Origin of the sequence: Clavibacter californiensis, from assembly GCF_021952865.1 — a bacterium.
Lineage (GTDB): Bacteria > Actinomycetota > Actinomycetes > Actinomycetales > Microbacteriaceae > Clavibacter > Clavibacter californiensis.
Window position 1 is genome coordinate 811,573 of sequence record NZ_CP040792.1, and the last position, 26,972, is coordinate 838,544.

The 26,972-nt window shown below is 72.3% G+C and carries 24 protein-coding genes; 12 read left to right on the forward strand and 12 right to left on the reverse strand.

The annotated features are described in order from the left end of the window. Positions 1 to 138: 138 nt before the first annotated feature. Complete coding sequence (locus tag FGD68_RS04110; protein WP_237609813.1) at positions 139 to 1,743, forward strand: MFS transporter; 1,605 nt, start codon at positions 139 to 141, stop codon at positions 1,741 to 1,743. A 134-nt stretch (positions 1,744 to 1,877) separates the two neighbouring features. Next, positions 1,878 to 2,282 carry a VOC family protein gene (locus tag FGD68_RS04115; protein ID WP_119373753.1) on the forward strand — a complete coding sequence of 135 codons (405 nt, stop codon included), beginning with the start codon at positions 1,878 to 1,880 and terminating at the stop codon, positions 2,280 to 2,282. On the opposite strand, the gene FGD68_RS04120 is transcribed toward FGD68_RS04115, so the two are convergent. Further along, positions 2,279 to 3,130: an alpha/beta fold hydrolase gene (locus tag FGD68_RS04120; protein ID WP_237609814.1), complete on the reverse strand. Its 852-nt coding sequence runs from the start codon at positions 3,128 to 3,130 to the stop codon at positions 2,279 to 2,281. The genes FGD68_RS04115 and FGD68_RS04120 overlap by 4 nt on opposite strands. 86 nt (positions 3,131 to 3,216) lie before the next feature. Here FGD68_RS04120 and FGD68_RS04125 point away from each other — a divergent pair, with 86 nt between their 5' ends. Next, on the forward strand, positions 3,217 to 3,918 hold the full coding sequence (locus tag FGD68_RS04125) for a hypothetical protein (protein WP_119372290.1): 702 nt from the start codon (positions 3,217 to 3,219) through the stop codon (positions 3,916 to 3,918). 25 nt (positions 3,919 to 3,943) lie between these two features. Here the strand turns inward: FGD68_RS04125 and FGD68_RS04130 are convergent, their stop codons facing one another. After that, positions 3,944 to 4,657: an SDR family oxidoreductase gene (locus FGD68_RS04130; protein WP_119372289.1), complete on the reverse strand. Its 714-nt coding sequence runs from the start codon at positions 4,655 to 4,657 to the stop codon at positions 3,944 to 3,946. 72 nt (positions 4,658 to 4,729) lie between these two features. Here FGD68_RS04130 and FGD68_RS04135 point away from each other — a divergent pair, with 72 nt between their 5' ends. From FGD68_RS04135 to FGD68_RS04145, 3 genes are all read left to right on the forward strand, one after another. Next, the gene (locus FGD68_RS04135; protein WP_390610622.1) at positions 4,730 to 5,218 is read left to right on the forward strand and encodes a MerR family transcriptional regulator; all 489 of its coding nucleotides are present in this window, start codon (positions 4,730 to 4,732) and stop codon (positions 5,216 to 5,218) included. Positions 5,219 to 5,537: 319 nt separating this feature from the next. Further along, entirely contained in the window at positions 5,538 to 6,491 is a 954-nt protein-coding gene (locus FGD68_RS04140; protein ID WP_146079880.1) for a hypothetical protein, read from the forward strand. Further along, on the forward strand, positions 6,488 to 6,769 hold the full coding sequence (locus tag FGD68_RS04145; protein ID WP_104235860.1) for a hypothetical protein: 282 nt from the start codon (positions 6,488 to 6,490) through the stop codon (positions 6,767 to 6,769). The genes FGD68_RS04140 and FGD68_RS04145 overlap by 4 nt, the downstream gene beginning before the upstream one ends. 52 nt (positions 6,770 to 6,821) lie before the next feature. Here FGD68_RS04145 and FGD68_RS04150 read toward each other — a convergent pair whose 3' ends face one another. Then, entirely contained in the window at positions 6,822 to 7,184 is a 363-nt protein-coding gene (locus tag FGD68_RS04150; protein WP_104235861.1) for a hypothetical protein, read from the reverse strand. Positions 7,185 to 7,273: 89 nt separating this feature from the next. Here FGD68_RS04150 and FGD68_RS04155 point away from each other — a divergent pair, with 89 nt between their 5' ends. The 4 genes from FGD68_RS04155 (at position 7,274) to FGD68_RS04170 (ending at position 9,266) form a co-directional block, all read left to right on the forward strand. Then, the gene (locus tag FGD68_RS04155; RefSeq protein ID WP_119372288.1) at positions 7,274 to 7,804 is read left to right on the forward strand and encodes a MarR family winged helix-turn-helix transcriptional regulator; all 531 of its coding nucleotides are present in this window, start codon (positions 7,274 to 7,276) and stop codon (positions 7,802 to 7,804) included. A gap of 63 nt (positions 7,805 to 7,867) precedes the next feature. Continuing rightward, a complete protein-coding gene (locus FGD68_RS04160) occupies positions 7,868 to 8,290 on the forward strand; it encodes an organic hydroperoxide resistance protein (protein ID WP_119372287.1) in 423 nt (140 codons plus the stop codon). Next, the gene (locus tag FGD68_RS04165) at positions 8,290 to 8,697 is read left to right on the forward strand and encodes a DoxX family protein (RefSeq protein ID WP_119372286.1); all 408 of its coding nucleotides are present in this window, start codon (positions 8,290 to 8,292) and stop codon (positions 8,695 to 8,697) included. Before FGD68_RS04160 ends, FGD68_RS04165 begins: the two co-directional genes overlap by 1 nt. 137 nt (positions 8,698 to 8,834) lie before the next feature. Further along, complete coding sequence (locus FGD68_RS04170) at positions 8,835 to 9,266, forward strand: VOC family protein (protein ID WP_119372285.1); 432 nt, start codon at positions 8,835 to 8,837, stop codon at positions 9,264 to 9,266. Between the two features lie 10 nt (positions 9,267 to 9,276). On the opposite strand, the gene FGD68_RS04175 is transcribed toward FGD68_RS04170, so the two are convergent. From FGD68_RS04175 to FGD68_RS04205, 7 genes are all read right to left on the reverse strand, one after another. Beyond that, positions 9,277 to 10,428 carry an epoxide hydrolase family protein gene (locus FGD68_RS04175; protein ID WP_119372284.1) on the reverse strand — a complete coding sequence of 384 codons (1,152 nt, stop codon included), beginning with the start codon at positions 10,426 to 10,428 and terminating at the stop codon, positions 9,277 to 9,279. A 63-nt stretch (positions 10,429 to 10,491) separates the two neighbouring features. Then, entirely contained in the window at positions 10,492 to 11,550 is a 1,059-nt protein-coding gene (locus FGD68_RS04180; protein WP_104235867.1) for an ABC transporter permease, read from the reverse strand. After that, entirely contained in the window at positions 11,547 to 12,623 is a 1,077-nt protein-coding gene (locus FGD68_RS04185) for an ABC transporter permease (RefSeq protein WP_104235868.1), read from the reverse strand. The genes FGD68_RS04180 and FGD68_RS04185 overlap by 4 nt, the downstream gene beginning before the upstream one ends. Further along, entirely contained in the window at positions 12,620 to 14,227 is a 1,608-nt protein-coding gene (locus FGD68_RS04190) for a sugar ABC transporter ATP-binding protein (protein ID WP_104235869.1), read from the reverse strand. The genes FGD68_RS04185 and FGD68_RS04190 overlap by 4 nt, the downstream gene beginning before the upstream one ends. A gap of 114 nt (positions 14,228 to 14,341) precedes the next feature. Beyond that, positions 14,342 to 15,346: an ABC transporter substrate-binding protein gene (locus FGD68_RS04195; protein WP_104235870.1), complete on the reverse strand. Its 1,005-nt coding sequence runs from the start codon at positions 15,344 to 15,346 to the stop codon at positions 14,342 to 14,344. 149 nt (positions 15,347 to 15,495) lie between these two features. Beyond that, a complete protein-coding gene (locus FGD68_RS04200) occupies positions 15,496 to 17,154 on the reverse strand; it encodes a sugar ABC transporter ATP-binding protein (RefSeq protein ID WP_119372283.1) in 1,659 nt (552 codons plus the stop codon). A gap of 123 nt (positions 17,155 to 17,277) precedes the next feature. Beyond that, positions 17,278 to 18,300, reverse strand: coding sequence for a LacI family DNA-binding transcriptional regulator (locus tag FGD68_RS04205; RefSeq protein ID WP_104235872.1), 1,023 nt, complete (start codon positions 18,298 to 18,300; stop codon positions 17,278 to 17,280). A 232-nt stretch (positions 18,301 to 18,532) separates the two neighbouring features. Here FGD68_RS04205 and FGD68_RS04210 point away from each other — a divergent pair, with 232 nt between their 5' ends. Beyond that, complete coding sequence (locus FGD68_RS04210; protein ID WP_119372282.1) at positions 18,533 to 20,971, forward strand: phosphoketolase family protein; 2,439 nt, start codon at positions 18,533 to 18,535, stop codon at positions 20,969 to 20,971. 50 nt (positions 20,972 to 21,021) lie between these two features. On the opposite strand, the gene FGD68_RS04215 is transcribed toward FGD68_RS04210, so the two are convergent. Both FGD68_RS04215 and FGD68_RS04220 read right to left on the reverse strand, forming a co-directional pair. Continuing rightward, entirely contained in the window at positions 21,022 to 21,411 is a 390-nt protein-coding gene (locus FGD68_RS04215; RefSeq protein ID WP_119372281.1) for a VOC family protein, read from the reverse strand. A 137-nt stretch (positions 21,412 to 21,548) separates the two neighbouring features. Continuing rightward, positions 21,549 to 24,662 carry a carboxypeptidase regulatory-like domain-containing protein gene (locus FGD68_RS04220; protein WP_119372280.1) on the reverse strand — a complete coding sequence of 1,038 codons (3,114 nt, stop codon included), beginning with the start codon at positions 24,660 to 24,662 and terminating at the stop codon, positions 21,549 to 21,551. A gap of 257 nt (positions 24,663 to 24,919) precedes the next feature. On the opposite strand from FGD68_RS04220, the gene FGD68_RS04225 reads away from it, so the two are divergent. Next, on the forward strand, positions 24,920 to 26,869 hold the full coding sequence (locus tag FGD68_RS04225) for a sialate O-acetylesterase (protein ID WP_104235876.1): 1,950 nt from the start codon (positions 24,920 to 24,922) through the stop codon (positions 26,867 to 26,869). Positions 26,870 to 26,972 lie beyond the last annotated feature (103 nt).

Here is a 26,972-nt window from a genome sequence, read left to right on the forward strand (position 1 = left end):
ATCCTCCTCCGTGCACGCCGTCCGCCCGCACGAGAGGCGCCCGACCCCCGTCCCGCGCCCTCGTCGCCCGCTCTCGCGCTCGCCGGCCGGATCCGCTCGCACCACCGCCGACGCCCGCGCCGGCACGAAAGGACCCCCATGTCCGACACCACCGCATCCGCCCGCCCGGCGGCCGGGGGCACCGGCGCGTCCGGGACGCCCGGCGCCGGCCGGCCCGCCGCCCCCGTCGTCTCCCGCCGCGCATGGCAGACGCTCATCGTGCTGCTCGCCGGCATGTTCATCGCGCTGCTCGACACGACCATCGTGAACGTGGCGCTGCCCACCATCCGCACGAGCCTCGAGGCCTCCGAGTCGACGCTGAGCTGGATCATCTCCGGCTACGCGCTCGCGTTCGGCCTCGCGCTCATCCCGGCCGGCCGCCTCGGCGACCGCTACGGGCACAAGTGGGTGTTCGTGACCGGCATCGCGCTCTTCACGCTCGCCAGCCTCGCGTGCGGTGTGGCTCAGGACGACCTCCAGCTCGTGATCTCGCGCGTGGTGCAGGGGCTCGCCGGCGGCCTGTTCGTGCCCGCGGTGACCGCATTCATCCAGCTGCTGTTCCCGCCGCAGGCGCGCGGCAAGGCGTTCGCCATCATGGGCGCCGTCATCGGCGTCTCCTCCGCGCTCGGCCCGATCGTGGGCGGCCTGATCATCCAGGCGGCGGGGGAGGAGTCGGGCTGGCGCCTGGTCTTCTTCGTGAACCTGCCCGTCGGCGTCGCCACCGTGATCGCCGCCATCTTCCTGCTCCCCAGCCGCCGCGTGGCGGAGGAGGTCGCGCGCGACGTGCGGGCCCAGTCCGGCCAGCGCGCGGGCGCCCAGCAGGGCGGATCCGCCCCCGCGAAGGCCGCGGCACCCGCGGCCTCGGGCGTCGACCTCGTCGGCATCCTGCTCGTGAGCGCCGGCCTCGTCGCGCTGCTCGTGCCGCTCATCGACGGCCAGGACCAGGGCTGGCCGCTCTGGACCTACCTCTCCCTCGCGGGAGGCGTCGTGCTCCTGGCGCTCTTCGGCGCGTGGGAGGTCATGCAGACGAAGCGCTCGAAGGGCGTCCTCGTGCCGCCGCGCCTGTTCACGCACCCGGCCTTCACCGGCGGCGTGATCCTCGCGATGGTCTACTTCGCGGCCTTCACGAGCATCTTCTTCACCGTCTCGATCCTGTGGCAGTCGGGCCTCGGCAACTCGGCGCTCGAGTCGGGCCTCGTCTCGATCCCGTTCGCGATCGGCAGCATCGTCGGCTCCTCGCAGAGCAACCGCCTCACGAACCGCCTCGGCCGCACCGTGCTCGTGATCGGCACCGCGCTCGTGAGCGTCGGCCTCATCTGGCTGTGGCTCGTGCTGCTGAACACCGCGGCCGAGGATCTGACCAGCTGGATGCTCCTCGTCCCGCTGCTGCTCGCGGGCATCGGCAACGGCCTGTTCATCGCCCCGAACGCGCAGTTCATCGTCGCGACGGTCGACCCCTCCGAGGCGGGCGCGGCATCCGGCGTGATCGGCACCGTGCAGCGCGTCGGCTCGGCGGTGGGCATCGCGGTGATCGGAAGCGTGCTGTTCGCGGGCGTCGCGGGCGCCGGGATCCAGGGCCCGCAGATGGTGCCGCAGGCGTTCACCGACGCGTCGGCCTCGGCCATGGGCGTCAGCGCGATCTTCGCGGTCGTCGCCTTCGCGCTCGTGTTCGCCCTGCCGCGGCGGGTGTCGCGCGGGCACTGATCCGCGCCGCTCCACCCGCTCCACCTCTCGCCGATCCGGATCCGTCCGGGTCGGCGAGAGCCGTCGGGAGGCCCGGCAGGCCGGCGCGCGCACGGCTCTCGACAACGGGCCCCGCACGCGCGAGGGTCGTCCGCATGAGCATCTTCCTCACCTGCCCTGTCGCGGACGTCGAGCGCGCGGCCGCCTTCTACGTCGCTCTCGGCTGGACCCGGATCGACGCCATGTCCGGTCCGCGCAATGCCTGCTTCGCGATCGCGCCCGACCAGTTCGTCATGCTCGCCAGCCGCGAGATGTACGCGAGCGTCGGCGGCGTCGAGGAGCTCGTCGGCGGCCCCGACACGCCCTCGAAGGTGAACGTCTCGTTCGACCTCGACAGCCGCGCGGCCGTGGACGCGCTCGTCGAGCGGGCCCGCGCGGCCGGCGGCCGCATCGGCGACACCGACGAGCACCTCGCGATGTACCAGCGCCAGTTCGACGACCTCGACGGGTACCACTACTCGCCGTTCTGGATGGACCCGGGCGCGGACGCGGACGCCTAGCCGGCCGCGTGGATCCGCTCGCGCAGCCGCCCGAGCGCCTCCGCGGCGCCGTGCAGCACCGCGATGTGGCCGTCGCCCGGGCGGATCACGAGCTCGGCGCCCGGCACGCGGTCGGCGAGCCAGCGCGCGTGGGCGACCGGTGCGATCCGGTCGGCGTCGCCGTGCAGCAGGATCACCGGGGTGCGGACCGCCGCCAGGTCGACGCCCCAGTCGGCGACGAGCGCCAGGTCGTCGTCGACCATGCCGCCGGGACCGGCGTCCAGCCCGTGAGCCGCGACCCCGTTCAGCCAGGCCCAATCGGTCTCCAGCGCGCGGAGGTCGCCGTCGGTGAACATCGCCGGGTCGAACGTCGACGCCGCCAGCTCCTCCTCGAGCGCCTCTCGCCCCGCCACCGCGGCCCGCAGCTCGCGTTCCCCGCCCGCGTGCATCCCGGCGAACCAGTCGAGTCCCTCCGCCTCGACGGGCGCGAGGGCGGCCCCGCACAGCGCGCCGAGCACGCGGTCCGGGAGGGCAGCCGCTGCGGCCAGGGCGAGCACCGCGCCGCTCGAGTGCCCGAGCACGGCGAACCGGTCGATCCCGAGGGCGTCGGCGACGGCCGCGTCGTCGGAGGCCGCGTCGGCGACGGTCCGGCCCGGGTGCCGGGTGGACCCGCCGTACCCCGGCCGGTCGTACGACACCCACCGGATCCCGCGGCCCTCGGGCGCCTCGACGAGCGGCGCGGGCGGCGGCCCGACGTTCGGGGTGCCGTGGTGGTAGACGACCACGAGGTCGGCGCCGTCGCCGGATCCTGTGTCGTAGCAGTGCAGCGTGCGGCCGTCGGGGAGCCGCAGATCCGTCTCGGTGAGCATGGGCCGAGCGTAGGTGCGCGTGCGCCCGGCGGACAGGGGCGGCCGGGAGCCGGGACGCGCGCGCCGCACGGTGACAGGATCGGCGCATGGACGAGGCGCAGCGCAGCGAGCTCCGGGAGCTGCGCCGTCGCGCGTACGCACCCGCCCCTGATCTCGACGGGGCCGAGCTCGACCGGCTGCGGGAGCTCGAGGCGCGACAGGGCGGAGCGGCTGACACAGCGTCGCACCTGGCGGGCGCTGCCTCGCCCGTCGCTCCGCCCGCGGCCCACCCCGTGGCTCCCGCCCCCGCGGATCCCGCCCTCGACGAGCGCGACGCCGACGATGACGGCGCCCCCGCATCCCGCGCGCCCGCATCCCGCCGCCGCACCGCGATCCTCTGGGCCGCGTCCGTCCTCGTCGCGGTCGGCGGGACCGTCGCGCTCACCTCCGGCCTCGCGTCGATGACGGGCCGCGACGTCGGCACCGTCGCGCTGGATCCCGACCGGCCCGTGCCCGACCGGTGGGACGACTTGTACCAGGACGTCGCGACGGGCGTAGGCGAGTTCCACGGCCTCACGGTGATCGGCCTGGAGAACCCCGAGGACGACCAGGCGTGCGTCACGGTCGTCGCCCCGCGCTTCGCCCGCGGCGCGAACCCGATCGGCGGATGCGCGGCCGGGTCGTTCCCGGCCCGCGGCGTGCTCACGGTCACGGGCGACATGCCGGCCGAGCTCCGCGACGAGTTCCCCGAGGGCACGGCGCTCGAGTTCGTGCTCGAGGACGGATCCGTGCGGGTCACGTCGGGCTGACGGCGGCGGCGTCCGGCCGCGGGGATCAGCCGAGGATCGCGCGCATCCTCTCGTAGAACGCTGCCGGGTCACCGCTCAGCGAGTCCTTGACCATGCGGCTCCAGTCGTCCACGACCACCTCGACGGATCCCGCGGCCACGCTGTCGAGTGACGCGCGGGCCACGTCGCGCGGGGCGATCATCGGCCCGTCGTAGCCGGCCATGATGTCGGTGTCCGCCGCGCCGAGGTGCACGCCCTGCACGAGCGTGCCCTGCCCGGCGAGCTCCAGCCGCACCGCGTTCGTCATGTTCCACTCGGCCGCCTTCGCCGCCGCGTAGCCGCCGTTGGCGGGGGTCGAGAACCACGACAGCGCCGAGAGGATGTTGACGATCGCGCCGCCGCCGTTGGCCGCGAGCACGGGCGCCAAGGCGCGGATCACGCCGAGCGTCCCGTAGAAGTGCGTGTCCATCTCGCGGCGGATCTCCGCCATGTCGCCCGTGATAAGCGCCGCGCCCGTCGAGATGCCGGCGTTGTTGACGACGAGGGTCACGTCGGAGGCAACCTCGGCCGCGGCGGTCACCGACGCGGGGTCGGCGAGGTCGAGGCGCAGCACCTCGACGCCGGGGATGTCGATCGCCTCGGGTCGGCGCGCGGTCGCGTAGACCTTGCGGGCGCCGCGCGCGAGCAGCTCCTCGACGAAGGTGCGGCCGATGCCGCGGTTGGCGCCGGTGACGAGGGCGACCTGATCCTGGATGTCCATGCGTGCTCTTCCTCCTGCCGCCCGCGTCGTTCGCGGGGTGCGGCGCGGCCTACGCTAGGAGTTGACGTCGACGTGAAGGGCAAGTCCGCCCGACGGATCGACAGGATCACCACCACCATCAGCACGAGGGAAGAGGGCGGCATGCTGCGGATCGGCGACGTGGCGGGACGCGCGGGCGTGAGCACGCGGGCGCTCCGGTACTACGAGGAGCAGGGCCTCCTGCCCGCCGAGCGCACCGCGAGCGGCCAGCGCGTCTACCCGGAGGCGGCGGTCGAGCGCGTGCAGCTCATCCAGCGGCTGTATGCGGCGGGGTTGCCGAGCCGCACGATCCTCCAGCTGCTGCCGAGCGTCGACACCGGCGTCGCGGCGCCCGAGTCGCTCGCGCTCCTGCGCTCCGAGCGCGACCGGATCACCGCGGCCATCGCCGAGCTCGAGCGCGCCCGCGCGGAGCTGGAGCGCGTGATCGAGGTCTGCCTGCACCCGACGCCGGAGCACTGCCCGGCGCTGCGCGAGGGCGGGGCGGCGTACGCGGGGGCGCGCAAGGAGAGCGTCGCGGCCTGAGCCGCACCGACTGCTCTCGGCCAGGACAGCCGGCACCCGACGATCAGGGCTTGGCCCGACCGAGGATCCAGCCTCGGCGACCGTGCGCCTCCAGTGACCGGACCGACCGCGATAATCGACCATGGAAGCGGGTCTGCGGATTCGAGATAGAACCTTATTCACTCATCGGCCCGAGCGCAAGTCGGCAAAGGAAACGACTTGCCGCCCAACCAACCGCCCCGAGACGCTCATGGAATCGACATGGGGTCGTTCAAGGGGGAATCTCATGTACAAGAGATCACTCCGTACCGCTCTAGGGGGAGCGCTCACGCTCACTCTGGTGGCATCAGGTGCGGGAATCGCATCGGCTGAGTCTCAGCGAGATCTGGAAATCGGGACGCTGGCAGCTGAATCGGTGCCGGTAGGGGTCGCGGATCCCGGCGCAGCAGTTCAGCCGACGATCGTCGCCGATGGAAGCTTGATCTCGGGGAGTGGGGCGAATGTCCACATACCGTCGAACAGCGAATCCGACATCGTCGTCTCCGTGCCTGGTGAGCAGGACGTGACCGGGCTGACGATCAGTCTCCCGTCCAACGCCACGGGAGCGTCTTCGCTGCAGAGCGGTTCGTCATCGTCCGTCTTCGAGGGCGGATCCGCCTCGACTGTCATCCACGGTTTCGAGGACGGGCTCAGGCTGAGCACCGTCATCGAGGATGCTTCGGGTCCGAGTTCGTATGACTACGGCCTGCCCCAGGAGGTGGCGCCTGTGATCCAGCCGGATGGATCTGTGCTCCTCAGGTCCGAGTTCACCGGCGGCGATCTCGAGAGCGGCGAGAGCGTCGTCATCGAGTACGGACATGTTGACCCTGCGTGGGCGGTGGACGCGAACGGCGCGCCCGTGAAGACGGAGTACGAAGTCCGTGATGGTTTGCTTCGCCAGAACGTGCAGGTCGATGCTTCGACGGCGTTCCCGGTCGTCGCCGATCCGACCTTCTGGTGGGGCTGGAACGCGTTCATCCCCAACTCCGTGCACCAGAAGGTCTTTAAGGCTCTAGCCGTCGGGGCGGCTGCCACTACCATCGCCAACATCTTCGTCAGCTACATCCCGAATCCGTACGTGCAGCTCGCGGTCCGCCTCGCTGCGGCCCTGGCCATCGCGGGTACGGCTCTGTGGAATGCATGCAATTTCAACGGACGTGGCGTGATCGTCGGTCAATCGTGGCTCGCGGGCGCGATACCGCCCGGCCTCGGGACGACCTTTATTAGATTGGGTTTCTTCTGTCTTCCTCAGTGATCATCGCTCTGTCGAACGTCATCCTCATCTCGGGGGTGGCGTTCGGCAGGGCTGATTCGCGGCCGTGGATATCGCGACTCGCTCGCGTCGGCGTCGTGCTTGCTCTGGTCGTCCTCGGTCTCCATCTTCTCGAGGGCGTCTGGCGACTCGACCAAGGCGTCATCGCCGTGTCGCTCCTTCTTTCTGTGGCCTTCGACGCCGTCGTCCTCGTAGCCTTCTCGGCCGAGCAGTTCACGAAGCACGGGACCGCAGAGCGTCAAGACCGGCCGAACGAGTGAGAACTGCGGACGAGCGGCGGGATGCTGTGAGAACTGCCGCGGGCGACGTCCGCTACGGCCGCTCGTCCACCACGCCCACGAACCGGCTGCCGATCCCGTCCACCTCGCGGCGTGCCAGGCCCAGCGCGGGCTCGGGGAGCTCGTCGGGGGAGTGCCGCTCGCAGGACAGGTAGGAGAACTCCGGCCACCACTTCTTCGGGCGCACGGCCTCGGTGAAGCCGCACACCTCGCACGTCAGCTGCACCCAGACGGGCCGCTTGCCGGTCGCGTTGGCGCGGGACTGCGCGAGCCAGGCGGGCGGATCCGCATCCATCGCGGCGATCTCGGACTCGGGTACGCGCCCCGGGATGCCGTGGCGCGTGGCCATCTCCAGCGGGATGCCCAGCCGCAGCGCGGCCTCTCGTCTCGTGATCATGTCGCTCCAGGGTACTTGGGCTGCGTGTGTCCGCTGGGCATCGGCCGAGATGAATTGCGCACAACCTTGTTCCGTGGCAGGGTCGACGCATGACCGATCGCGAGCCCTGCGCCCCCGCCGATGAGACCGCGCCGCCCGCGCGCATCGCCGACGAGCTTGTGTGCTTCTCGCTCTACACGGCGTCGCGGTCGACCACGCAGGCGTACCGCGCGCTCCTCGCGCCGTGGGGCCTCACCTACCCGCAGTACCTCGTGCTGGTGCTGCTCTGGTCGGGCGACGACCGCACGGTCACCGAGCTCGGACAGCAGCTCGACCTCGACTCGGGCACGCTCTCGCCGCTGCTCGCGCGGATGGAGGAGGCCGGCTTCATCGCCCGCCGCCGGATCTCCGCGGACCAGCGCGTCGTCACGGTCTCGCTCGCCGAGCGCGGGCGCACCGTGCGGGCCGAGCTCGCGCACGTGCCCGCGGCGATCATCCGCGGCATGGGCCTCGACCTCGACCGCGCGCGCCAGCTGCTGGCCACCCTCCACCTGCTCACCGCGGGCATGCAGGACGCGACGGCCGAGGCGCTCGCGCACCCCGCGACGCGGCCCGCCGACGCGTCGGCCCGCACCCCCTGATCCGCACCATCCACCCCTCATCGAATCCGGCTGCCACGAGCGGCCACGAACGGAAGGAACCACATGGACGCCCTCTACACCGCGGAGGCCCTCGCCACGGGAGCCGGCCGCGACGGCCGCGTCGCCGTCAGCGACAGCGACCTCGCGCTCGACCTTTCCATCCCCAAGGAGATGGGCGGATCCGGCGAGGGCGCGAACCCCGAGCAGCTCTTCGCCGCCGGCTACGCCGCGTGCTTCCACTCCGCGCTGCAGGGCGTCGCCCGCGCGCGCAAGGTGAAGATCGCCGACTCGAGCGTGGGCAGCCGCGTGAGCATCGGATCCAACGGCCAGGGCGGCTACCAGCTCGCCGTGCACCTCGAGGTCGTGATCCCCGGGGTCGAGCACGACCTCGCGCAGGAGCTCGCCGACCAGGCCCACCAGGTCTGCCCCTACTCGAACGCGACCCGCGGCAACATCGAGGTCACCGTCACGGTCTCGGACGACTGATGGCCGGCCTCACCCGCAGGTCCTTCCCGCGCACGGCCGCCCGCGTCGTGCTCGGCTCGTTCCTAGCGTTCGCCGGCGTCTCGCACCTCACGGTGGCGCGCGAGGAGTTCCGCGCGCAGGTCCCGAAGTCGCTGCCGGTGCCCGAGGACGTGACCGTCATCGGATCCGGCGTGGCTGAGATCACGCTCGGCTCGGCCCTGCTGTTCGCGCGCTCGCGCCGCGGCCTCGCGGGCTGGGCGGCCGCCGCGTTCTTCACGGCGATCTTCCCGGGCAACATCGCCCAGTACGTCCACAGGCGCGACGCGTTCGGCCTCGACACCGACGCCAAGCGCTTCCGCCGCCTGTTCTTCCAGCCGGTGCTCATCGGGCTCGCGCTCTGGTCGACGGGAGCGCTCACGAAGCGCTGACCCGCCGCACGCACGACGACGGCCATCGGATCCCGGAGGGGGACCGGTGGCCGTCCGTCTTGACGGGGCCGGTCGCACGTCGCCAGCATGGGCGGATCCGCACCATCCGCGGTCCCTGCGTCTCGAAGGAGAGACCGATGCCCATGATCTTCGTCAACCTGCCCGTCACCGACCTGCCGCGCGCGACCGCGTTCTACGAGGCCGTGGGCTGCACCGTGAACCCGGACTTCAGCGATGAGAATGCGGCGTGCCTCGTCGTGGAGGCCGACCGCAGCGCCTTCATGCTCCTGACCCGCGACTTCTTCCAGTCGTTCCTCGAGGTGCCGGTGGGCGATCCGTCCGCGAGCGCCGCCGCGATCACCGCGGTGATGCTCGACAGCCGCACCGACGTCGACGCGCGCGCGACCGCGGGGCTCGCGGCCGGCGGATCCGAGGCGCGGCCCGCCGTCGACCTCGGCTTCATGTACCAGCGGCAGCTCCGCGATCCGGACGGCAACGTGATCGAGCTGGGGCACATGGGGCCCATCCCGGAGGGCGGCGTGCCGCACCTGGGGGATGCCGGCGCTTGACCGGCGGCCCCTACCGCAGCATCCGCAGGAACGCCGCGATGTCGTCCGCCAGCAGCCCCGGCTCCTCGTGCGGCGCGAAGTGGCCGCCGCGCGGCATGGCCGTGTACCGGACGACGTCGTAGGTGCGCTCGGCCCAGCTCCGCGGCGGATGCACGAGGTCGTGCGGGAAGACGGCGACCGCGGTCGGCACCCGCACGCGCCCCACAGGCGCGGTGCGTCCGGAGCCGTACGCGAAGTACGGGCGGAGCGACGTGCCGATGGATCCGGTGAACCAGTAGAGGGAGGCCAGCGTCAGCAGGTGGTCGTCGCTGAAGGCCCGGGAGACGTCGCCGCCGCAGTCGCTCCACGCACGGTGCTTCTCGAGGATCCACGACAGCAGGCCCACGGGCGAGTCCTGCAGCGCGGGCGCGAGGGTCAGCGGACGCGTCTGCTGCTGGTGCTCGTAGCCGCCCTCGGCCGACTCCCATGCGCGCACCTCCTCCATGTGCGCGCGCTCCTCGTCCGTGAGCGTCGCCTCGTCGAGGTCGCGAGGTGCGGCGACCGCCATCAGGTGGATCCCCGCCACCGCCTCCGGGTGGGCCTCCGCCAGCCGCGACGTGATCCCGGCACCGAGGTCGCCGCCGTGCGCCGTGTACCGCGCGAAGCCCAGCTCCTGGGTCATCAGCCGGTGCCAGAGCTCGTGCGTCCGCTCGTCGATCCGCGGACGCTGCGGCGAGAACGGGAAGCCGGGCAGTGCGGGCACGATCACGGTGACCGCGTCGGCTGGATCGCCGCCGTACCGCGACGGCTGCGACAGCCGCTCGGCGAGCGGGACCATCTCCAGTGCAGAGCTCGGCCAGCCGTTCGTGAGCACGATCGGGAGCCTGCCAGCGCGATCCGCCTGCTCCGCGCGATCCGCCTGCTCCGCCTCGAAGCGGAGGTAGGAGATCGCCGTGCCGTCGAGGTCGGCGACCGTCCACGGCAGGGCTCGGATCTCCCGCTCGCGCGCCCGCCAATCGAACCCGTCGACCCAGACGGCCGCGAGGCGGCGGAGCGTCACCTGGTCCGTGCCGCCCTCCCACGGCTCGACCGGCCACTCCGGCACCCAGCGCGTGCGGCGGATCCGGTCGCGCAGGTCGTCGAGGTCGGCGTCTGTGACGTGCAGGGGGAGGGAGTGGGTCACGGGGGTCCTGGCGTGGCGGGCGGGCGCGGTCCCCTCATGGTCCCGCGTCCGCCGCCTCGGCGGCTAGGTCCGCCGCCGCCTCGCCATCACCGCGCGCTGCAGCAGCACGAAGACCAGGAGGATCCCGCCGGTGATGATGGTGGTCGCCTCGGGCGGGATGCCGCCGTCACGCGTGATGAGCACGTTCATGAGGCCCAGCACGAGGGCGCCGACGACCGAGCCGAGCACGAAGCCGACACCGCCGGTGAGGAGGGTGCCGCCGATCACGGTCGCGGCGATCGCGTCGAGCTCCCAGCCGATGCCGGTGATGTTCTGCGCGCTGCCGAGGCGGGCCGTGTAGATGACGGAGGCGAGACCGGCGAGCGTGCCGCTGATCACGTAGACGGCGAGCTTGGTACGTCGCACGGGCAGGCCCATGAGCGCGGCCGACTGCTCGGATCCGCCCGTCGCGTACACGGTGCGGCCGAGGCGCGTGCGGTGCAGGACGAAGAACGCGACGGCCACTACGACGAGCGCGATGAGCACGCCGGGTGTCGTGACGAAGTCGTTCACCTTCGGGCCGTCGATGACCTTCATGTTCGTGGCGAGCGACCGGATCGGCGACGCGTCGTCGAGGCGCTCGGGCACGGTGCTGAGGATGGAGGCGAGCCCGCGGCCGAGGAACATCATCGCGAGCGTCGCGATGAACGGCTGCACGTCGAAGAACTGGATCAGCACGCCCGAGACCACGCCGGAGGCCGTGCCGATGAGGATCATCAGCACCATCACGACCCAGGGGTTCCAGCCGGCGTTCGCGAGCAGGACGCCCGCGACGCTGCTGACGGCGACGATCGCGCCGACGGATAGGTCGATGCCGCCCGTGAGGATCACGAAGGTGAGGCCCACCGCGAGCACGATGACGTGCGCGTTGTTGATGAGGAGGTTCGACAGCGTCGCGGCCTGCAGGATGCGGCCGTACGCGATCTCGCCGTAGGCCAGCATCGCGAGCAGGATCACCAGGGCGGCGACCGTCGGCAGCGAGTCGAGGCGGAGGCGCATCCGTCGGCGCGGCGGCCGGGATGCGGTGCCCCTGCCCGGTGCGGGTGTCGGGGTCAGGGGCGGCTGGATCGTCGTGGCGCTCATGCGGGCACGGCCTCCTTCTCGGTCGGCACGGGGGTGGGCGCCGTCGGGCGGCGCCTCGTGAACAGCGCGCGGACGCGCCGGGACTGCAGGAGCACGATCGCGACGATCACGATCGCCTTGAAGGCGGGCGTGGCCGAGGACGAGACGCCGAGGAACACGACCGTCTTGTCGAGGGTCGCGATGAGGAGCGCGCCGACGGCGGCCCCGAGCAGGTGGAACTTGCCGCCGGCGAGCGAGGTGCCGCCGATGACCACCGCGAGGATCGCGTCGAGCTCCAGCTGGTAGCCGGTGCGGGAGACGTCGACCGTCATGACGCTGGCGGTGGCGAAGATCCCGGCGACTCCCGCGAGCAGGCCGCTCGCGATGTACGCGGTGAACAGGAGCGCGCGTCGGTCGAGGCCGGCGAGGCGCGCGGCCTGCGGGTCCATGCCGATCGCCTCGATCATGAGCCCGAGGGCGCTGCGCCGCACGAGGACGGCGACGCCGATCGTGATGAGCACGGCCAGCAGGAACACCACCGGCAGCCCCACGAGGTAGCCGTTCGCGACCCAGCGGAACGGCTCGTTGGACGCGGCCGTGTTCTGCCCGGCCGTGATGACCTTCGCGAGCCCGCGGCCGGCGAGCATGATCACGAGGGTGCTGATGAACGGCTGCAGCCCCACGACGGAGACGAGCATGCCGTTCACGGCCCCGAGGATCCCGGCGATGAGGAGCGCGAGGCCCATCGCGCCGAGGGCGACGCCGAGCGAGTCGGATCCGGCGGCCTTCAGGAACTCCATCGACACGGCGCCGGCGACCACCATGATCGAGCCGACGCTGAGGTCGATGCCGCCGGTCGCGATGACGAGGCACATGCCCACGGCGATCATGAGGACAGGCGCCGCGGCGCGGAGGATGTCGACGAGGTTGCCGACGAGGTTGCCCGTGTCCGGGTTCACCGACAGGGCGAGGTAGCCGGGGTCCTTGGCGACGTTCACGGCCAGCAGCAGGATGATCGCCACCGAACCCCAGAACCAGGGCCGGTGCAGCAGGTCGGCGAACGGGCGGGCGGTCGCGGTCTTGGTGCCGCTCATCGGCGGGCCTCCTCGGCGGATGCGGATGCGGATGCGGATGCGGGGTCGCGGGCGGGGTCCGGCACGGCGTCGAGGTCGACGACGGACATCCCCTCCTCGGCGATGGTGGTCACGATGGACTCGGCCGTCACGTCCGGCCCGGCCTCGAGCTCGGCGATCTTGCGGTGGTCCTTGAGCACGACGATGCGGTCGCTGAGGCGCACCACCTCCTCGAGCTCCGAGGAGATGAAGACGACGGCGACGCCCGTGTCGGCGAGGGCCGCGACCTGCTCCTGGATCTCGGCCTTCGCGCCCACGTCGATCCCGCGGGTCGGCTCGTCGAGGATGAGCAGCTCCGGCTCGGTCGCGAGCCACCGCCCGAGCAGCACCTTCTGCTGGTTGCCGCCCGACAGGTTCCGGATGGGGCGGTCGGGGTCGGCCGGGCGCACGTTGAGCTCGGTCAGGTACTTGGAGACGATGCGGTCCTTCTCCTTGGCCGACAGCGGCCGGGCCCAGCCGCGCTTCGCCTGCACGGCGAGCACCAGGTTCTCCCGCACGCTGAGGTCGCGGATGATGCCCTCGTCGCGGCGGTTCTCGCTGGAGAACGCGATGCGGCGCTTCAGCGCCTTGGCGGGGGAGGTGATGGCGACGGATGCGCCGTCCATGGTGACGGATCCCGAGTCGGGCCGGTCGACGCCGTAGAGGAGGCGCGCGAGCTCGGTGCGGCCGGAGCCGAGGAGGCCGGCGAGGCCCACGACCTCGCCGCGGCGCAGCTCGATGTCGGTCGCGTCGAGCGACCCCTTCCGGCCGAGGCCGGTGGCGCGGTAGACGGGCTCGCCGTCGGCGACCCGACGGCTGGCGCGCTCGCGGTCGAGGGAGCGGAGAGCCTGCAGGTCCTTGCCGATCATCTGGGCGATGAGGCCGGCCCGGTCGATGTCGCGGGTGAGGTGCTCGCCGACGCGCTTGCCGTTGCGGAGCACGGTGAGGCGGTCGCTGATCGCGAAGACCTGGTCGAGGAAGTGGGAGACGAAGAGGATGGCGACGCCCTCGTCGCGGAGGCGGCGCATCACGCGGAAGAGGCCCTCGACCTCATCGGCGTCGAGGCTGGAGGTGGGCTCGTCGAGGATGAGCACCTTCGCGTCGATGACGGTGGCGCGGCTGATCGCGACGAGCTGCTGCAGCGCGAGGCTGAGCGAGGAGAGGGGGGTGCGCGGATCCAGGTGGCCGAGCCCCACGCGGGCCAGCACCTCGGAGGCGGCCGCGTGCGTGCCCTTCCAGTCGATGCCGAACCGGCCGCGGCGCTCGTGGCCGAGCATGACGTTCTCGCCGATGGTGAGGTTCCCGCAGAGGTTGACCTCCTGGTAGACCGTGGAGATGCCCGCGGCCTGCGCGTCGGCGGTGCCGGAGAGGCGGCGCTCGGTGCCGTCGACGACGACCGTGCCGGAGTCGATCCCGTAGACGCCCGTGAGCGCCTTGATCAACGTCGACTTGCCGGCGCCGTTCTCGCCCATGAGCGTGTGGACCTCGCCGGGGAAGAGGCGGAGGTCGACCCCGTCGAGCGCCTTGACGCCCGGGAAGGAGATGGTGATGCCCCGCATCTCGACGATGGGGATGGGTGCCTGCATGGCGCGTGCTCCTTGTCTGCCGGGCGCCGGCTGCGCGCGGCAGCGGGGCTCTCGACGGGCGGGGGCGGCGGGGCGGGTGATCCGCCCCGCCGCCGTGTGTTCCGTGCGGGCGGGTTAGAACTTCCGGTCGGGCAGCGCGGAGGCGGCCTTCTCGGGCGAGTCGAACGTGTCCGACGGGACGACGATCGAGGACTCGACGCTCTCGCCGGCGAGCAGCGACTTGACGGCCGTGAGGGCGGTGTCGCCGAACAGCGGGTTGTACTCGGCGACGAAGCTGAGCTGGCCGTCGGCCAGGGCCTGCAGCGCGCTCTTGGTGCCGTCGATGGTCGCGATCTTCACGTCCTTGCCGGGCGTGAGGCCCGCCTCCTGGACGGCCTGGACGGCGCCGAGGCCCATCTCGTCGTTCTGCGCGAAGACCATCTGCACGTCGTTGTTGTTCGACTTGAGCACGGTCTCGAAGACGCTCTTGGCCTCCTCGGTCGACCAGTTGGCGGTCTGCGCGCCGATCTTCGTGAAGGCGGTGTCGGCGCCGATGACGTCGTTCCAGCCCTCGTTGCGCTCGTTGACGACCGAGACGCCCGCGGGTCCCTCGAGCGTGAAGTACTTGCCGCCCTCGGGCAGCGCGGTCTTCGCCCAGTCGGCGACCGACTCGCTCACGGCGATGTTGTCGGGCGCGATGCGGGTCGCGTAGAGCGAGGTGTCGTCCGGCTCGATGCCGCGGTCGATGAGGACCACGGGGATCTCGGCCTCCTTGGCGCGCTCGAGCGAGTCCTCCCAGCCGGAGCCCTCGGTGGCCGAGAGCAGGATCACGTCGACGCCCTCGTCGACGAACGACGTGAACGCGTCGATCTGCGACTTCTGGTCGTTGTTGGTGGCCGGCGCGTACTTGAGGTCGAACCCGGCCTCCTTCGTGAAGGTGTCCTGGATGTTCTTCTCGTTGGCCTGGCGCCAGGCGCCCTCGGGGCCGACGGCGACGAACCCGACGGTGGTGGTCTCGCCGCCGCTGTCGGCCGCGCCGCCCGCGGTGTCTCCGGTGCCCGAGTTGCTCGAGCAGGCCGCGAGTCCGAGGGCGATGGCCCCGGCTGCGGCGATTGTGGCGATGCGCCTCTTCGTGAACATGTATCTCCTCCTTGAGATGTCGGGACTACTGCGTCCCGTTCCGGTCCTCGGGGACCGGCCGTGCTGCGGTTGCGCGGGGTGCTGCCGCGTGCTCGGGATGTTACCGGTAACAGTCCTTGCCGCACAAGGCCTGTCTCACCGAGGACACCTCAGGGGCGCAACGTCGGCAGCGGGAAGTCCGCCTCGTCGTCCTCGTCGGCGGGCGCCGCGATCAGCTCGACGAGCGTGTCGACCGTCACGCCCGGCCCGTTGGCCAGCTCGCCGATCTTCTCCCGGTCCTTGAGCACGACGATCCGGTCGCTCACGCGCACGAGCTCATCGAACGCGCTCGAGATGAACACCACGGCGACGCCCTCGAGCGCGAGCTGCGCGATGTGCGCCTGGATGTCGACCTTCGCGCGGATGTCGACGCCGCGGGTCGGCTCGTCGAGGATCAGCACGCGCGGCCGGATCGCGAGCCAGCGCGCGAGCAGCACCTTCTGCTGGTTGCCGCCGGAGAGCTGGCCGGCGGGCGTCGCGGGATCCGCCGGCGTGATGCCGAAGTGCTCGATGTGCCGCTCGACGAGGTCCTCGCGCTCGGCCTTGGAGAGCGGATGCGCCCAGCCGCGCAGCGCCTGCAGCGCGAGCACGATGTTCTCGCGCACGCTCAGCTCGCCGATGAGTCCCTCGGCGCCGCGGTCCTCGGCGGAGAGGGCCACGCGGTTCCGCAGCGCGTCGGCCGGCCGGTCGATCACGATGTCGCGCCCGCCGAGCGTCACCACGCCGCCGTCGGCCCGGTCGGCGCCCGCGAGCAGGCGCGCGAGCTCGGTGCGGCCGGATCCGCGGAGGCCCGCGATGCCCACCACCTCGCCCGGGTGCAGCTCGAGGTCCACCGGCCGCAGCATCCCGCGCCGGCTGACGCCCGCGGCGCGGTACAGCGGGGGCCCGACGGGATCCACGCGGTGCGCCCGCCGCTGCGAGCCGATGCGCGTGAGGTGCGCCACGTCCGAGCCGATCATGCGCGCGATCAGCTCGGCCCGGTCGATCTCGTGCGGCAGGTGGTCGCTCACCTTCACGCCGCCGCGGAGCACGGTCATCCGGTCGCTGAGGGCCAGCACCTGCTCGAGGAAGTGGGAGACGAACAGGATCGCGACGCCCTGGTCACGGAGGCGGCGGATCACCTGGAACAGGCGCGCCACGTCGTCGGCGTCGAGGCTGGAGGTGGGCTCGTCGAGCACCAGCACGCGCGGCCGGTCGACCATGGCGCGGGCGATGGAGACGAGCTGGCGGCTGGCGGGGGAGAGGTCGGAGAGGCGGTCGCGCGGATCCAGGTCCGCGAGGCCGAGCTCGGCGAGCATCGCGGCCGCACGCGCGTGGGTGGCGCGCCAGGAGATGCCGAGGCGGCCGTGCGCCTCGTGGCCGAGCATCACGTTCTCGCCGACGCTGAGGTTCTCGACGAGGTGCGACTCCTGGAACGCGGCCTGGATCCCGAGGGCGCGCGCGTCCGCCGGCCCGCCGAGCCGCACGGGCTCGCCGTCGACGAGGATCTCACCCGACCGGATCCGATGCACGCCGAGCAGCGCCTTGATGAGCGTGGACTTGCCTGCGCCGTTCTCGCCGAGCAGCGCGTGCACCTCGCCGGGGTGGAGGTCGAGGTCGACGCCGTCGAGCGCGACGCCGTTCGGGAACGCGACGGTGATGCCGCGCATGCGCACGGTGGGACCGGTCGGGGACGAGCCCCGCGCGGAGCGGCCGGGCGCGGGCGCGGGCACGGTCGGGGCCGTCGTGCCGGTCGGGCGGCTCGTGGGCGATCCCCATGCGTGACGCACCTGCTGCTCCTCGGTCTCCGGGCCGTCGTGGCCGCGCGCCGGGTGGTGCCGGCTGGCTCGACTGTAGCGGCCGGGATCGGCCCCGGCGAGGGGCGGGGGCGCCGGAACCCCCTGGTGTCGGATTCAGTCCACGTGGCGGGCGGCGGCGCTGGAGTCGCGCACGATGAGCTCGGCCGGGATCCGCGTCGCCTGCGGGATCTCGCGCCCCTCGATCGCGGCGATGAGCACGTCGACCACGAGCGATCCGAGCGCCGGGAAGTCCTGCCGGACGGTCGTGAGCGGCGGGAGGAAGTGGCGCGAGACGGGCAGGTCGTCGAAGCCGACGACGCTGAGGTCCTCCGGCACGCGGATCCCGCGGTCGTGCAGCCCGTGGATCACGCCGAGCGCCATCTCGTCGTTCGCCACGAAGACCGCCGTGTACTCCGGCACCGCGGTGAGCCTCTTCGCGAAGTCGTAGCCGAAGTCGCTCGACCAGTCGCCGATCACGATGGGCCGCTCGCGCATGCCCCACGCCCGGGTGCGCGCGTGGAAGGCGCGCTCGCGGGCGCGCGCGTCGAGCCAGTCGAGCGGGCCCGAGACGTGCAGCACGTCGCGGTGGCCGAGGCTCGCGAGGTGGTCGACCGCGAGGCGCGTGCCCGCGGACTGGTCGACCGAGACCGTGAGGAACGCCGGATCCTTCTCGGCCTTCACCACGAGCGTCGGCAGCCCGGTCGTGATGGTGCGGAGCACGGCGACGGACGACGAGCGCGGCGCGACCACGCACAGCGCGTCGATGCCCTGGCTGGTCAGGTGGCGCACGGCCTCCTCGGGCGTCGCGTCCTCGTCGTCGCGCAGGGCGAACGACGCGACCGAGTAGCCGCCGTCGCGCGCCGACCGCTCGATGGCCCGCAGGATGCTCGACGGCCCGAACTCCACGGCGCTCTCGATGAGCACGCCGATGCGCAGCGCCTGCTGCGTGACGAGCTGCCGGGCCGCGCTGTTCGGCCGGAAGTCGAGCTCCGCCACGACCTCGAGCACGCGCTGCCGGGTCGACTCCTTCACCTGCGGGTGCCCGTTGAGCACGCGCGACACCGTCATGTGCGAGACCCCCGCGCGCTCCGCGACCTCGCGGAGCCCGAGCCGCTCGCCGCCGCTCCTGATGCTCACCCGTGCTCCATCCGGCATCCTCCGAGGCGGCGACGGACGTCGCGCCCGCCGGGTCGCGGGCTGGTCGGATCCCCATTGCTGGGCACACCCTACCGGGGCGGATCCGCGCGGGGCCGGGTGCGATGACCGCCGGGCACTCGCTCGACCCGTCCGACGAGCCCGCCCCCTGCGAGCCCGCTGACCGGATCGTGCGACCCCGGGACACCCGCCACCCGCCGCCGTAGGCTGATGCATGGCCTCCGACACCGCACCCCGAGACCCCGCCGCGCCCCTGTACCTCGACGTCGTCGACGGCTGGTGGCGCGCCGCCAACTACCTCTCCGTCGGCCAGATCTACCTGCTCGACGACCCGCTGCTGGAGCGCCCGCTCACGCGCGACGACATCAAGCCGCGACTCCTCGGGCACTGGGGCACGACCCCGCTGCTGAACTTCGTCTACGCGCACCTCAACCGGGCGATCATCGAGCGCGACCTCGACATGATCTACATCGCCGGCCCCGGCCACGGCGGCCCCGGCATGGTCGCGAACGCCTACCTCGACGGCACGTACTCGGAGCTGTTCTCGGCGGCGACGCCCGACCGCGACGGGCTGCGGCACCTGTTCCGCCAGTTCTCGTTCCCCGGCGGCGTGCCGTCGCACGCGGCGCCGGAGACGCCCGGATCCATCAACGAGGGCGGCGAGCTCGGCTACTCGCTCGTGCACGCCTACGGTGCGGCGCTCGACAACCCCGACCTCGTGGTCTCCTGCGTGATCGGCGACGGCGAGGCGGAGACCGCGACGCTCGCCTCCAGCTGGCACCTGAACAAGTTCCTCGACCCGGAGTCGGACGGCGCCGTGCTGCCGATCCTCAATCTCAACGGCTGGAAGATCGCGAACCCGACGGTGCTCGCGCGCATCCCCGAGGAGGAGCTGCTCGCGCTCTTCACCGGTCACGGCTACTCCCCGCGGATCGTCTCGGGCGGCTTCGACGGCGAGGACCACGCGGCTGTGCACGAGCGGTTCGCGCTGGCGCTGGGCGAGGCGCTCGACGACATCAGCCGGATCCAGCTCGCGGCCCGCACGGGCGGCAGCGAGGAGCGGCCGGCCTGGCCGATGCTGATCCTCCGCACGCCCAAGGGCTGGACGGGACCGCGCGAGGTCGACGGCAAGCAGGTCGAGGGCACGTGGCGCGCGCACCAGGTGCCGCTCTCCGGCGTGCGCGACGACCCGGACCACCTGCGCCAGCTGCAGGAGTGGCTCGAGAGCTACCGCCCGCACGAGCTCTTCGACCGCGACGGACGCCTGACGCCCGCGCTCCAGCCGAACCGGCCCGAGGGCGACCGGCGCATGAGCGCGAACCCGCACGCGAACGGCGGCCTGCTCCGGCGCGACCTCCGGCTGCCGCCGCTCGAGGTGAACGCGATCGACCTGAGCGACGGCCGCGGCGTCATCGCCGAGCCGACCCGCGTGCTCGGCGGCTGGCTGCGCGACGTGATCGCCCGCAACCCGCTCGACTTCCGGATCTTCGGCCCCGACGAGACCGCCAGCAACCGGCTCGACGACGTGTACGAGGTCACCGCGAAGGCGTGGCAGGGCGAGGTGCTGCCGGTGGACGAGCACCTGGCGCACGAGGGCCGGGTCATCGAGATCCTCAACGAGAACATCACGCAGGGACTGCTCGAGGCGTACCTGCTCACCGGCCGGCACGGGCTCTTCACCTCGTACGAGGCCTTCATCCACGTCGTCGACTCGATGTTCAACCAGTACGCGAAGTGGCTCGAGTCGAGCTCGAAGGTGGAGTGGCGGCGGCCGGTCGCGTCGTTCACGTATCTGCTGTCGTCACACGTGTGGCGGCAGGATCACAACGGGTTCTCGCACCAGGACCCCGGCTTCCTCGACCACGTCGTGAACAAGCGGGCCGAGATCGTGCGCGTCTACCTGCCGTTCGACGCGAACTCGCTGCTCGTGACGATGGACCACTGCCTCCGCGGCACGGACCTGATCAACGTCGTGATCGCCGGCAAGCAGCCGACCGCGAGCCTGCTGTCGCTCGAGGAGGCCCGGGCGCACGGCGCACGCGGCGTGGGCGTGTGGGAGTGGGCGGGCACCGAGGTGCCGGGGCTCGAGCCCGACGTGGTGGTCGCGTGCGCGGGCGACATCCCGACGGTGGAGGCGATGGCGGCGGTGCAGATCCTCAAGCGGGAGATCCCGCAGCTGCGCGTGCGCTTCGTCAACGTGGTCGACCTGATGCGGCTGCAGGACTCGACGCAGCACCCGCACGGCCTGGACGACGGATCCTTCGACGCGCTGTTCACGCGTGACAAGCCCGTCGTGTTCGCGTTCCACGGCTACCCGTCGCTCATCCACCGCCTCACGTACAAGCGGCACAACCACGAGAACATGCACGTGCGCGGCTTCGTGGAGCAGGGCGGCACGACCACGCCGTTCGACATGCTGATGCTCAACGACCTCGACCGGTTCCGGCTCGTGATGGACGTGATCCGCCGCGTGCCGCACCTCGAGACCACCTACGCGGCGCTGTCGCAGCGCATGGACGACGAGCGCATCGCGCACCGGGTGCACACGCGCCAGTTCGGCGAGGACATGGACGACGTGTCGGGCGCGGAGGGGCTGCCGTTCGCGGATCCGTCGCGGCAGACGGCGATCGACACGGGGGACGACAACGCGTAGGGGGGGCGCGTCCCCGCTGGCCGGACCGCCCTCCACCGGTCGGACCGCCGTCAGCCGGCGGGGGTGGCGTCCGCAGTCGGCGTGGCGACCTGGCCGGCCGGCCCGTGGTCGAACAGGCCGATCGCGTTGCCCTCGCTGTCGCGCACGTAGGCCCAGCGGTCGGTCTCGTTGAGCATCTGGATCCCGCCCATCGCGGATCCGCCGTGCGCCTCGACCTCGGCGACCGTCTCCTCGATGGAGTCCACGGTGATCACGATGGTGGGGTGCGGCACGTCCGCGCGCCGGTGGAGGTCGCCGTTGATCCCGTCGTCCGAGCCGGTGAGGATCATGCCCGCGTCCTCCCCCCACGGCTCGTAGCGGAAGCCGAAGACGGCGTAGTAGAACGCGCTCGCGCGCGCCATGTCGTCGGCGGGGATCTCGAAGTGCTCGACAGCGGCCATGCGCCATGATCCTGCGGCTGGGGAAAACCCGTCAAGGGGTCGGAGCGGATGCGGTGGCGGCGGCGGCGACCACGACGACGGCGCCGCCACCTCCGAGGAGGTCGCGGCGCCGTGGACGATGCGGGGCGGGGCGGGGATCAGCGGACGAGCTGCGCCCCCGCCGGAGCGACCCGCGTGACCGCCTTCGCGACGATGGAGATGGAGTCCCCGGCGCGCACGACGATCTCGGACTTGTCGGCGTACGTCCCGCCGTTCCACCAGTAGGCCTTCTTCTCGGTCCCGCGGTGATATGTCACGGCGACCTGGTAGGTGCCCGGTGCGATGTCCTTGATGAAGGCGGCGGCGCCGTACCAGGAGTACTCGGAGTACTTGACGACCCCGCCCTGGTACAGGTTCACGATGGTGTAGTCGCTGTCCCAGCCCGCGGCGGCGAGGCCGGTGACCGTCGTGGTGACGGAGGGGCTGATCGCGAGCTGCGCGTACACGCTCGACATCTGCGTGCCGCGCGTCGCGCGGTAGACCGATGCGGTGGCGAGGGTCCCGGTACCGCCGACCCACTGCGAGGCGAGCGCGGGGGCGGAGTAGCGGGTCGCAGACACGTACGCGTAGTAGTCGCCCGGGACGATCCCCGTCATCTCGAAGTTGCCCGAGGCGTCCGTCTGCACGTTGCGCGCGCTGTACGGCGTGGATCCCTCGACAGCGGACGAGGTCGGCACGAGGTAGACGGTCGCGTTCGCGACCGAGGCGTAGCTGGAGTCGTAGATCCAACCGGTGACCCGGGCACCGGCATCGAGCACGGTGTTGATCCCGAGCACCGTCTGGCTCCAGTTCGCGACCGTCACGACCGTCGCGGAGCCCTCATCGTCAGCGTCGCCGTACCACTCACCGGTCAGGCCCGAGGGATTGGGCGACGGAGCCGAGTACTGCACCTTGTACGCACCGGGCTGGATGTCTCGCACGGTGAAGCGCCCGAAGTAGTCCGTGTAGGCGCTTCCGCCGTACCAGTCTTCCTCGGTCGCGCCCGTCACGGTGACGAGGGCGTTCTCCACCGGAGAGCCATCGGCGGCGGTGACCGTGCCGCTGACCGTGGCCGCGCGCTTCACGACCATGTCGATGCGGACCGTGCCGTCGGCCTGGACGGCGAACGTCTGAGCCGCGCGGTAATCCCGTGTCGGACCGAGGTACTGCTCGATGTACTCACCGGCGACCTCCACATAGGCCCGCAGCGAGTACTCGCCCGGCCGCAGGTCGGTGATGCTGAACGAGCCACCGGTGAACTGCGTGCCCGCCTTGTCCCAGCCGTAGTCGGGGTCGGTCACCTCGATGTAGCCATCGGTGATGAGGTTCTCCGGGCTGACCGAGCCGAGGTAGACGCTGCCCGTCACCGTGGCGTTCCACGGCTGCTGCGGGAGCTGCACGTTCTCCGCGACGACCGCCGCGGTCCTCGCGCTCGTGCGAGCGGTCGTGGAGAAGCCGGACGCGGTGCCGACGGCGGTCGCTGTGATGCGCTTGCCGACCTCAGCAGCCGTGACCACGTACTCATTCGCGGTCGCCCCGGGGATCTTCACATCGTTCGCGTACCAGACGTACGTGAAGGTCGGCTTCGGCGTCCAGAGGCCGGGCACGATGCGCAGCGTGTAGCCGACCTTCGCATCACCGACGATGACCGGCTGCGTCGACGCGATCGCCGGCTTGCCGACCGCGGCGGTCGCGACGCTCGTCTTGCTCGTCGTGACGTAGCCCGCCAGCTTCGCGGTGATCGTCACCGTGATCGTCTTGCCGAGGTCGGCGGTGCCCACCGTGTAGGTCGAGCCGGTGGCGCCGGTGATCGCGGTGGTGCCCACGGTCCACTGGTACGTGAAGGCCGGGGTCGGGGTCCAGGATCCGGTCGCCGCGGTGAGGACGCCGCCGACCGATGCGGAGCCGGTGACGGTCGGCGCAGACGCGACCGTGAAGGCCTTGGCGGCCGGCGCGGCGATGACCGCGGCCGAGCCGGCGCTCGTCTTCGACGCCGACGTGTAGCCCGAGAGCGTGCCCGTCACGGTGACGGTGATGCGCTTGCCGACGTCCGCCGCGACGGGGACGTACGTGGAGGCGGTCGCGCCGCTGATGGCCACGTTCGAGGCGAACCAGCGGTACGTGAACGTCGTCGGCACGGGTGCCCAGGTCCCCGGCGCCGCGGTCAGGGTGGCGCCGACCTGGGCGGTGCCGACGATGGTGGGCGTCGGCACGGTCGTGAAGGTCGACGGGCTCGTGACGGGCGCCGCGACGACCGCGGCCGAGGCCGCGCTCGTCTTCGAGGCCGACGTGTAGCCCGAGCGGGAACCCGTGACGGTGACGGTGATCCGCTTGCCGAGGTCCGCGGCGACGGGCGCGTAGGTCGACGCGGTCGCGCCGGAGACGGCCACGTTCGCCACGAACCAGCGGTACGAGAACGTCGTCGGCACGGGTGCCCAGGTGCCGGGCGCGGCCGTCAGGGTCGAGCCCACCTGGGCCGTCCCGCTGATGGTGGGCGTCGGCACGGTCGTGAACGTCGACGGCGTGGTGACGGGCGCGGCCACGACGGCAGCGCTCGCGGCGCTGGTCTTCGCCGCGGTCGTGTAGCCCGAACGGCTGCCGGTGACGGTGACCGTGATGCGCTTGCCGACGTCGGCGGCGACGGGCGTGTAGGTCGAGGCGGTCGCACCGGTGACGGCGACGTTCGCCACGAACCAGCGGTAGGCGAAGGTCGTGGGCACAGGCGCCCACGTGCCGGTGGCCGCGGTGAGCGGCGTGCCGACCTTCGGGGTCCCGGTGATCGTCGGCGTCGGCACAGTGGTGAAGGCGACGGGTGAGGGCGCGGCCGCGACCGTCGCAGTCGCGGCGCTCGACTTGGCGAGAGACGTGTAGCCGGCCTTGTTCGCGGTAACGGTCAGCGTGATCTTCTTGCCCAGGTCCGCCGCGACGAGCGTGTACGCGGATCCCGTGGCGCCCGAGATGGCGACCCCGTTGCTCCACCACTTGAAGGTGAACGAGTCGGGCTGCGGCGCCCAGGTGCCGGTGACGGCGAAGAGGGTGGAGCCGACCTGCGCGGTGCCCGTGATGGACGGCTGGGGCGCGGTGGTGAAGGTGACGGCGGCGGTGCCGACGGCGGTGGTGGAGGCGGCGGGCGCGTCGGCGGCGACGGCGCTGGTGGCCATGCCCGCCTGTGCGGAGGCCACGAGGGCGAGGGAGAGGAGGCCGACGAGGGCGCGTCGGCGTGCGGTTGTCATGGTGCTCCTGGATCCGGGGGTCGCTTCGGGTGCGACCGTCGGCCATGCTTACAGGCATCTCGCAGGTGGTGTCGTGTACCCAGTTCGGGCTCCTGCCCGGCAATGACCCCCGGACCGGCCGTTCGGGGGGGGGGGCGACACTGTTTTCCTCACTACGGTAAACATGGGTCGCCGCATACCCGATGCGGCCCTCCCGAGGAGCGCATGTGCTCATCCCCGCTCGACGTCCCCCTACTCCCACGCCCGGATCCGGTCCCGTGCTGTCCGCGCGTCCGCGCCGGCTGCTGCTGACGGGCTCGGCGCTCGCCGCCGCCCTGGTCCTGTCCCTCGCCGTGCCCCCTGTCTTCGGGGATCCGGCCTCCGCGGCGACCCCTGCCCCGGCCGGTGGATCCGCATCCTCCGCGCTCGCGCCACGGGCCGCCGCCGCCTTCACCGTCGCGCCGACGCCGACCGTGACCGGGACGGCGACCGTGGGCCAGACGCTGACGGCGATACCCGGCACCTGGAAGCCCCTCGGCGCCGTCGCCTACCAGTGGTTCGCCGCGGGCCAGCCGGTCGCGAAGGCCACGAGCGCGAGGCTGGTCCTCACCGCCGCCGAGGCCGGGCGCCCCATCACGGTGCGGGTGACGATGACCAAGGCCGGCTACGAGCCCACCTCGCGCACCAGCGCCGCCACCGCCGCGGTCGCGCCCGCGGCCTTCCGCCCCGCCACGCCGACCATCTCGGGGACCGCGGCCGTGGGCGCGACGCTCACCGCGCGGCCGGGCAGCTGGACCCCCGTCGGCACGTACTCCTACGCCTGGTGGCGGAACGGCCTGCTCATCCCCGGGGCGACGGTCGCCACGCTGAAGCTCACGTCCGCCGACGCGGGCACGCGGATCACCGTCACCGTCACCGCGACGAAGACCGGCTACGCCACGGTCGCGAAGACGAGCGCCGCCACCGCCGTCGTGAACGGGTCCGCCGTCCCGCCGGCGCCGCAGCCCACGCCGACGACGGCCCCCACGGCCGCCCCGGTCCCGCAGCCCACCGTGGCCCCCACCCCGGCACCCGCGGCGCCCACGTTCCTCGTGTCATCGGCGCCCACGATCGCCGGCGAGCTCCACGTGGGCGCCACCGTCCGGGCGGTCACGGGCACCTGGACCCCCGCTCCCACGGCCTACGCGTACCGCTGGTACGTGGACGGCGTGTGGGACCCGTCCCGCACCGCTCCCACCTACACGATCGGACGCGACGCGCTGGGCACGCGCCTGACCCTCACGGTCACGGCGTCCGCCCCGGGCATCCGCTCCCTGGCACGGTCCACCGCCGGCCCCTCCGGCGCCGTCACCTGGAGCACCGCGGGCGCGTCCGACGGCAAGGGCTCCGACGTGGTGGCCATCCTCGGCCAGTCCAACGCCCAGGGCGCCGGGCTGCACTTCGATCCCGTGGCCGACGCCGGGCGCCCGGGGCTCGACCAGCTGGTCGGCAACGGCCCGCTCATCGGCACGGTCATCCCGGCGTCGCACAGCCTGCTGCACGTGGACACCTGGAAGGACCCCGCCGGCGGACCCCTCGTCGGCCCGGGCATGGAGCTCGGGCGGCGGCTGCTCGAGGGCGTCGCGCCCGGTCGCCGCGTCCTCCTCGTCCCCGCGGCGAAGGGATCCACCTCGCTCACCAAGGTGAAGGGGGAGAAGTACACGTGGGATCCGAGCCCGGACGCGGGATCCGCCGAGGCCGGCCTCGTGAACCTCTACGACAACGCGCGCACCCAGATCGACCGCGCCCTCGCGGACGAGGACAACCGGCTCGTCGCCGTGATCTGGATCCAGGGCGAGACCGACTCGGGCGTGCTGCGTGACGCCGCGAACGCGACGGAGCGCGCGGCGGTCGAGGGGCGCTACCGCAGCCGCCTGCTGGAGCTGGTGGACGGGATCGGCGACCGCTACGGCCACGCGCCCTTCCTCATCGGCGGCATGGTGCCGGAGTGGGTGCGCGGCGATCGCACGGACGGCGTCGTCGGCCCCCATCCCGACGCGGTGTACCGCCGGACCATCCAGGCGGCGCACGAGTGGGTGGCGGTGCAGAACCCGGAGGCCGTGTTCGTGGACGGCGTGCGCGGGCACGGCCAGGACGCCCACCTGCACTACGACGCCACGGGGGCGCGGCTCATGGGCGACGAGTTCTACGACGAGCTGGTGGCGCTGGGCGCGGCCGGGCGTCCCTGATCTGAGCCGCACCGGCGTCGCCGCCGGCCGGCCGAGGTCGGCCGGCCGGTACGGGCCGCCCCGCCGCAGGTGCGCGGCCAGCCCTTCGCGACCGGCGTCCGCG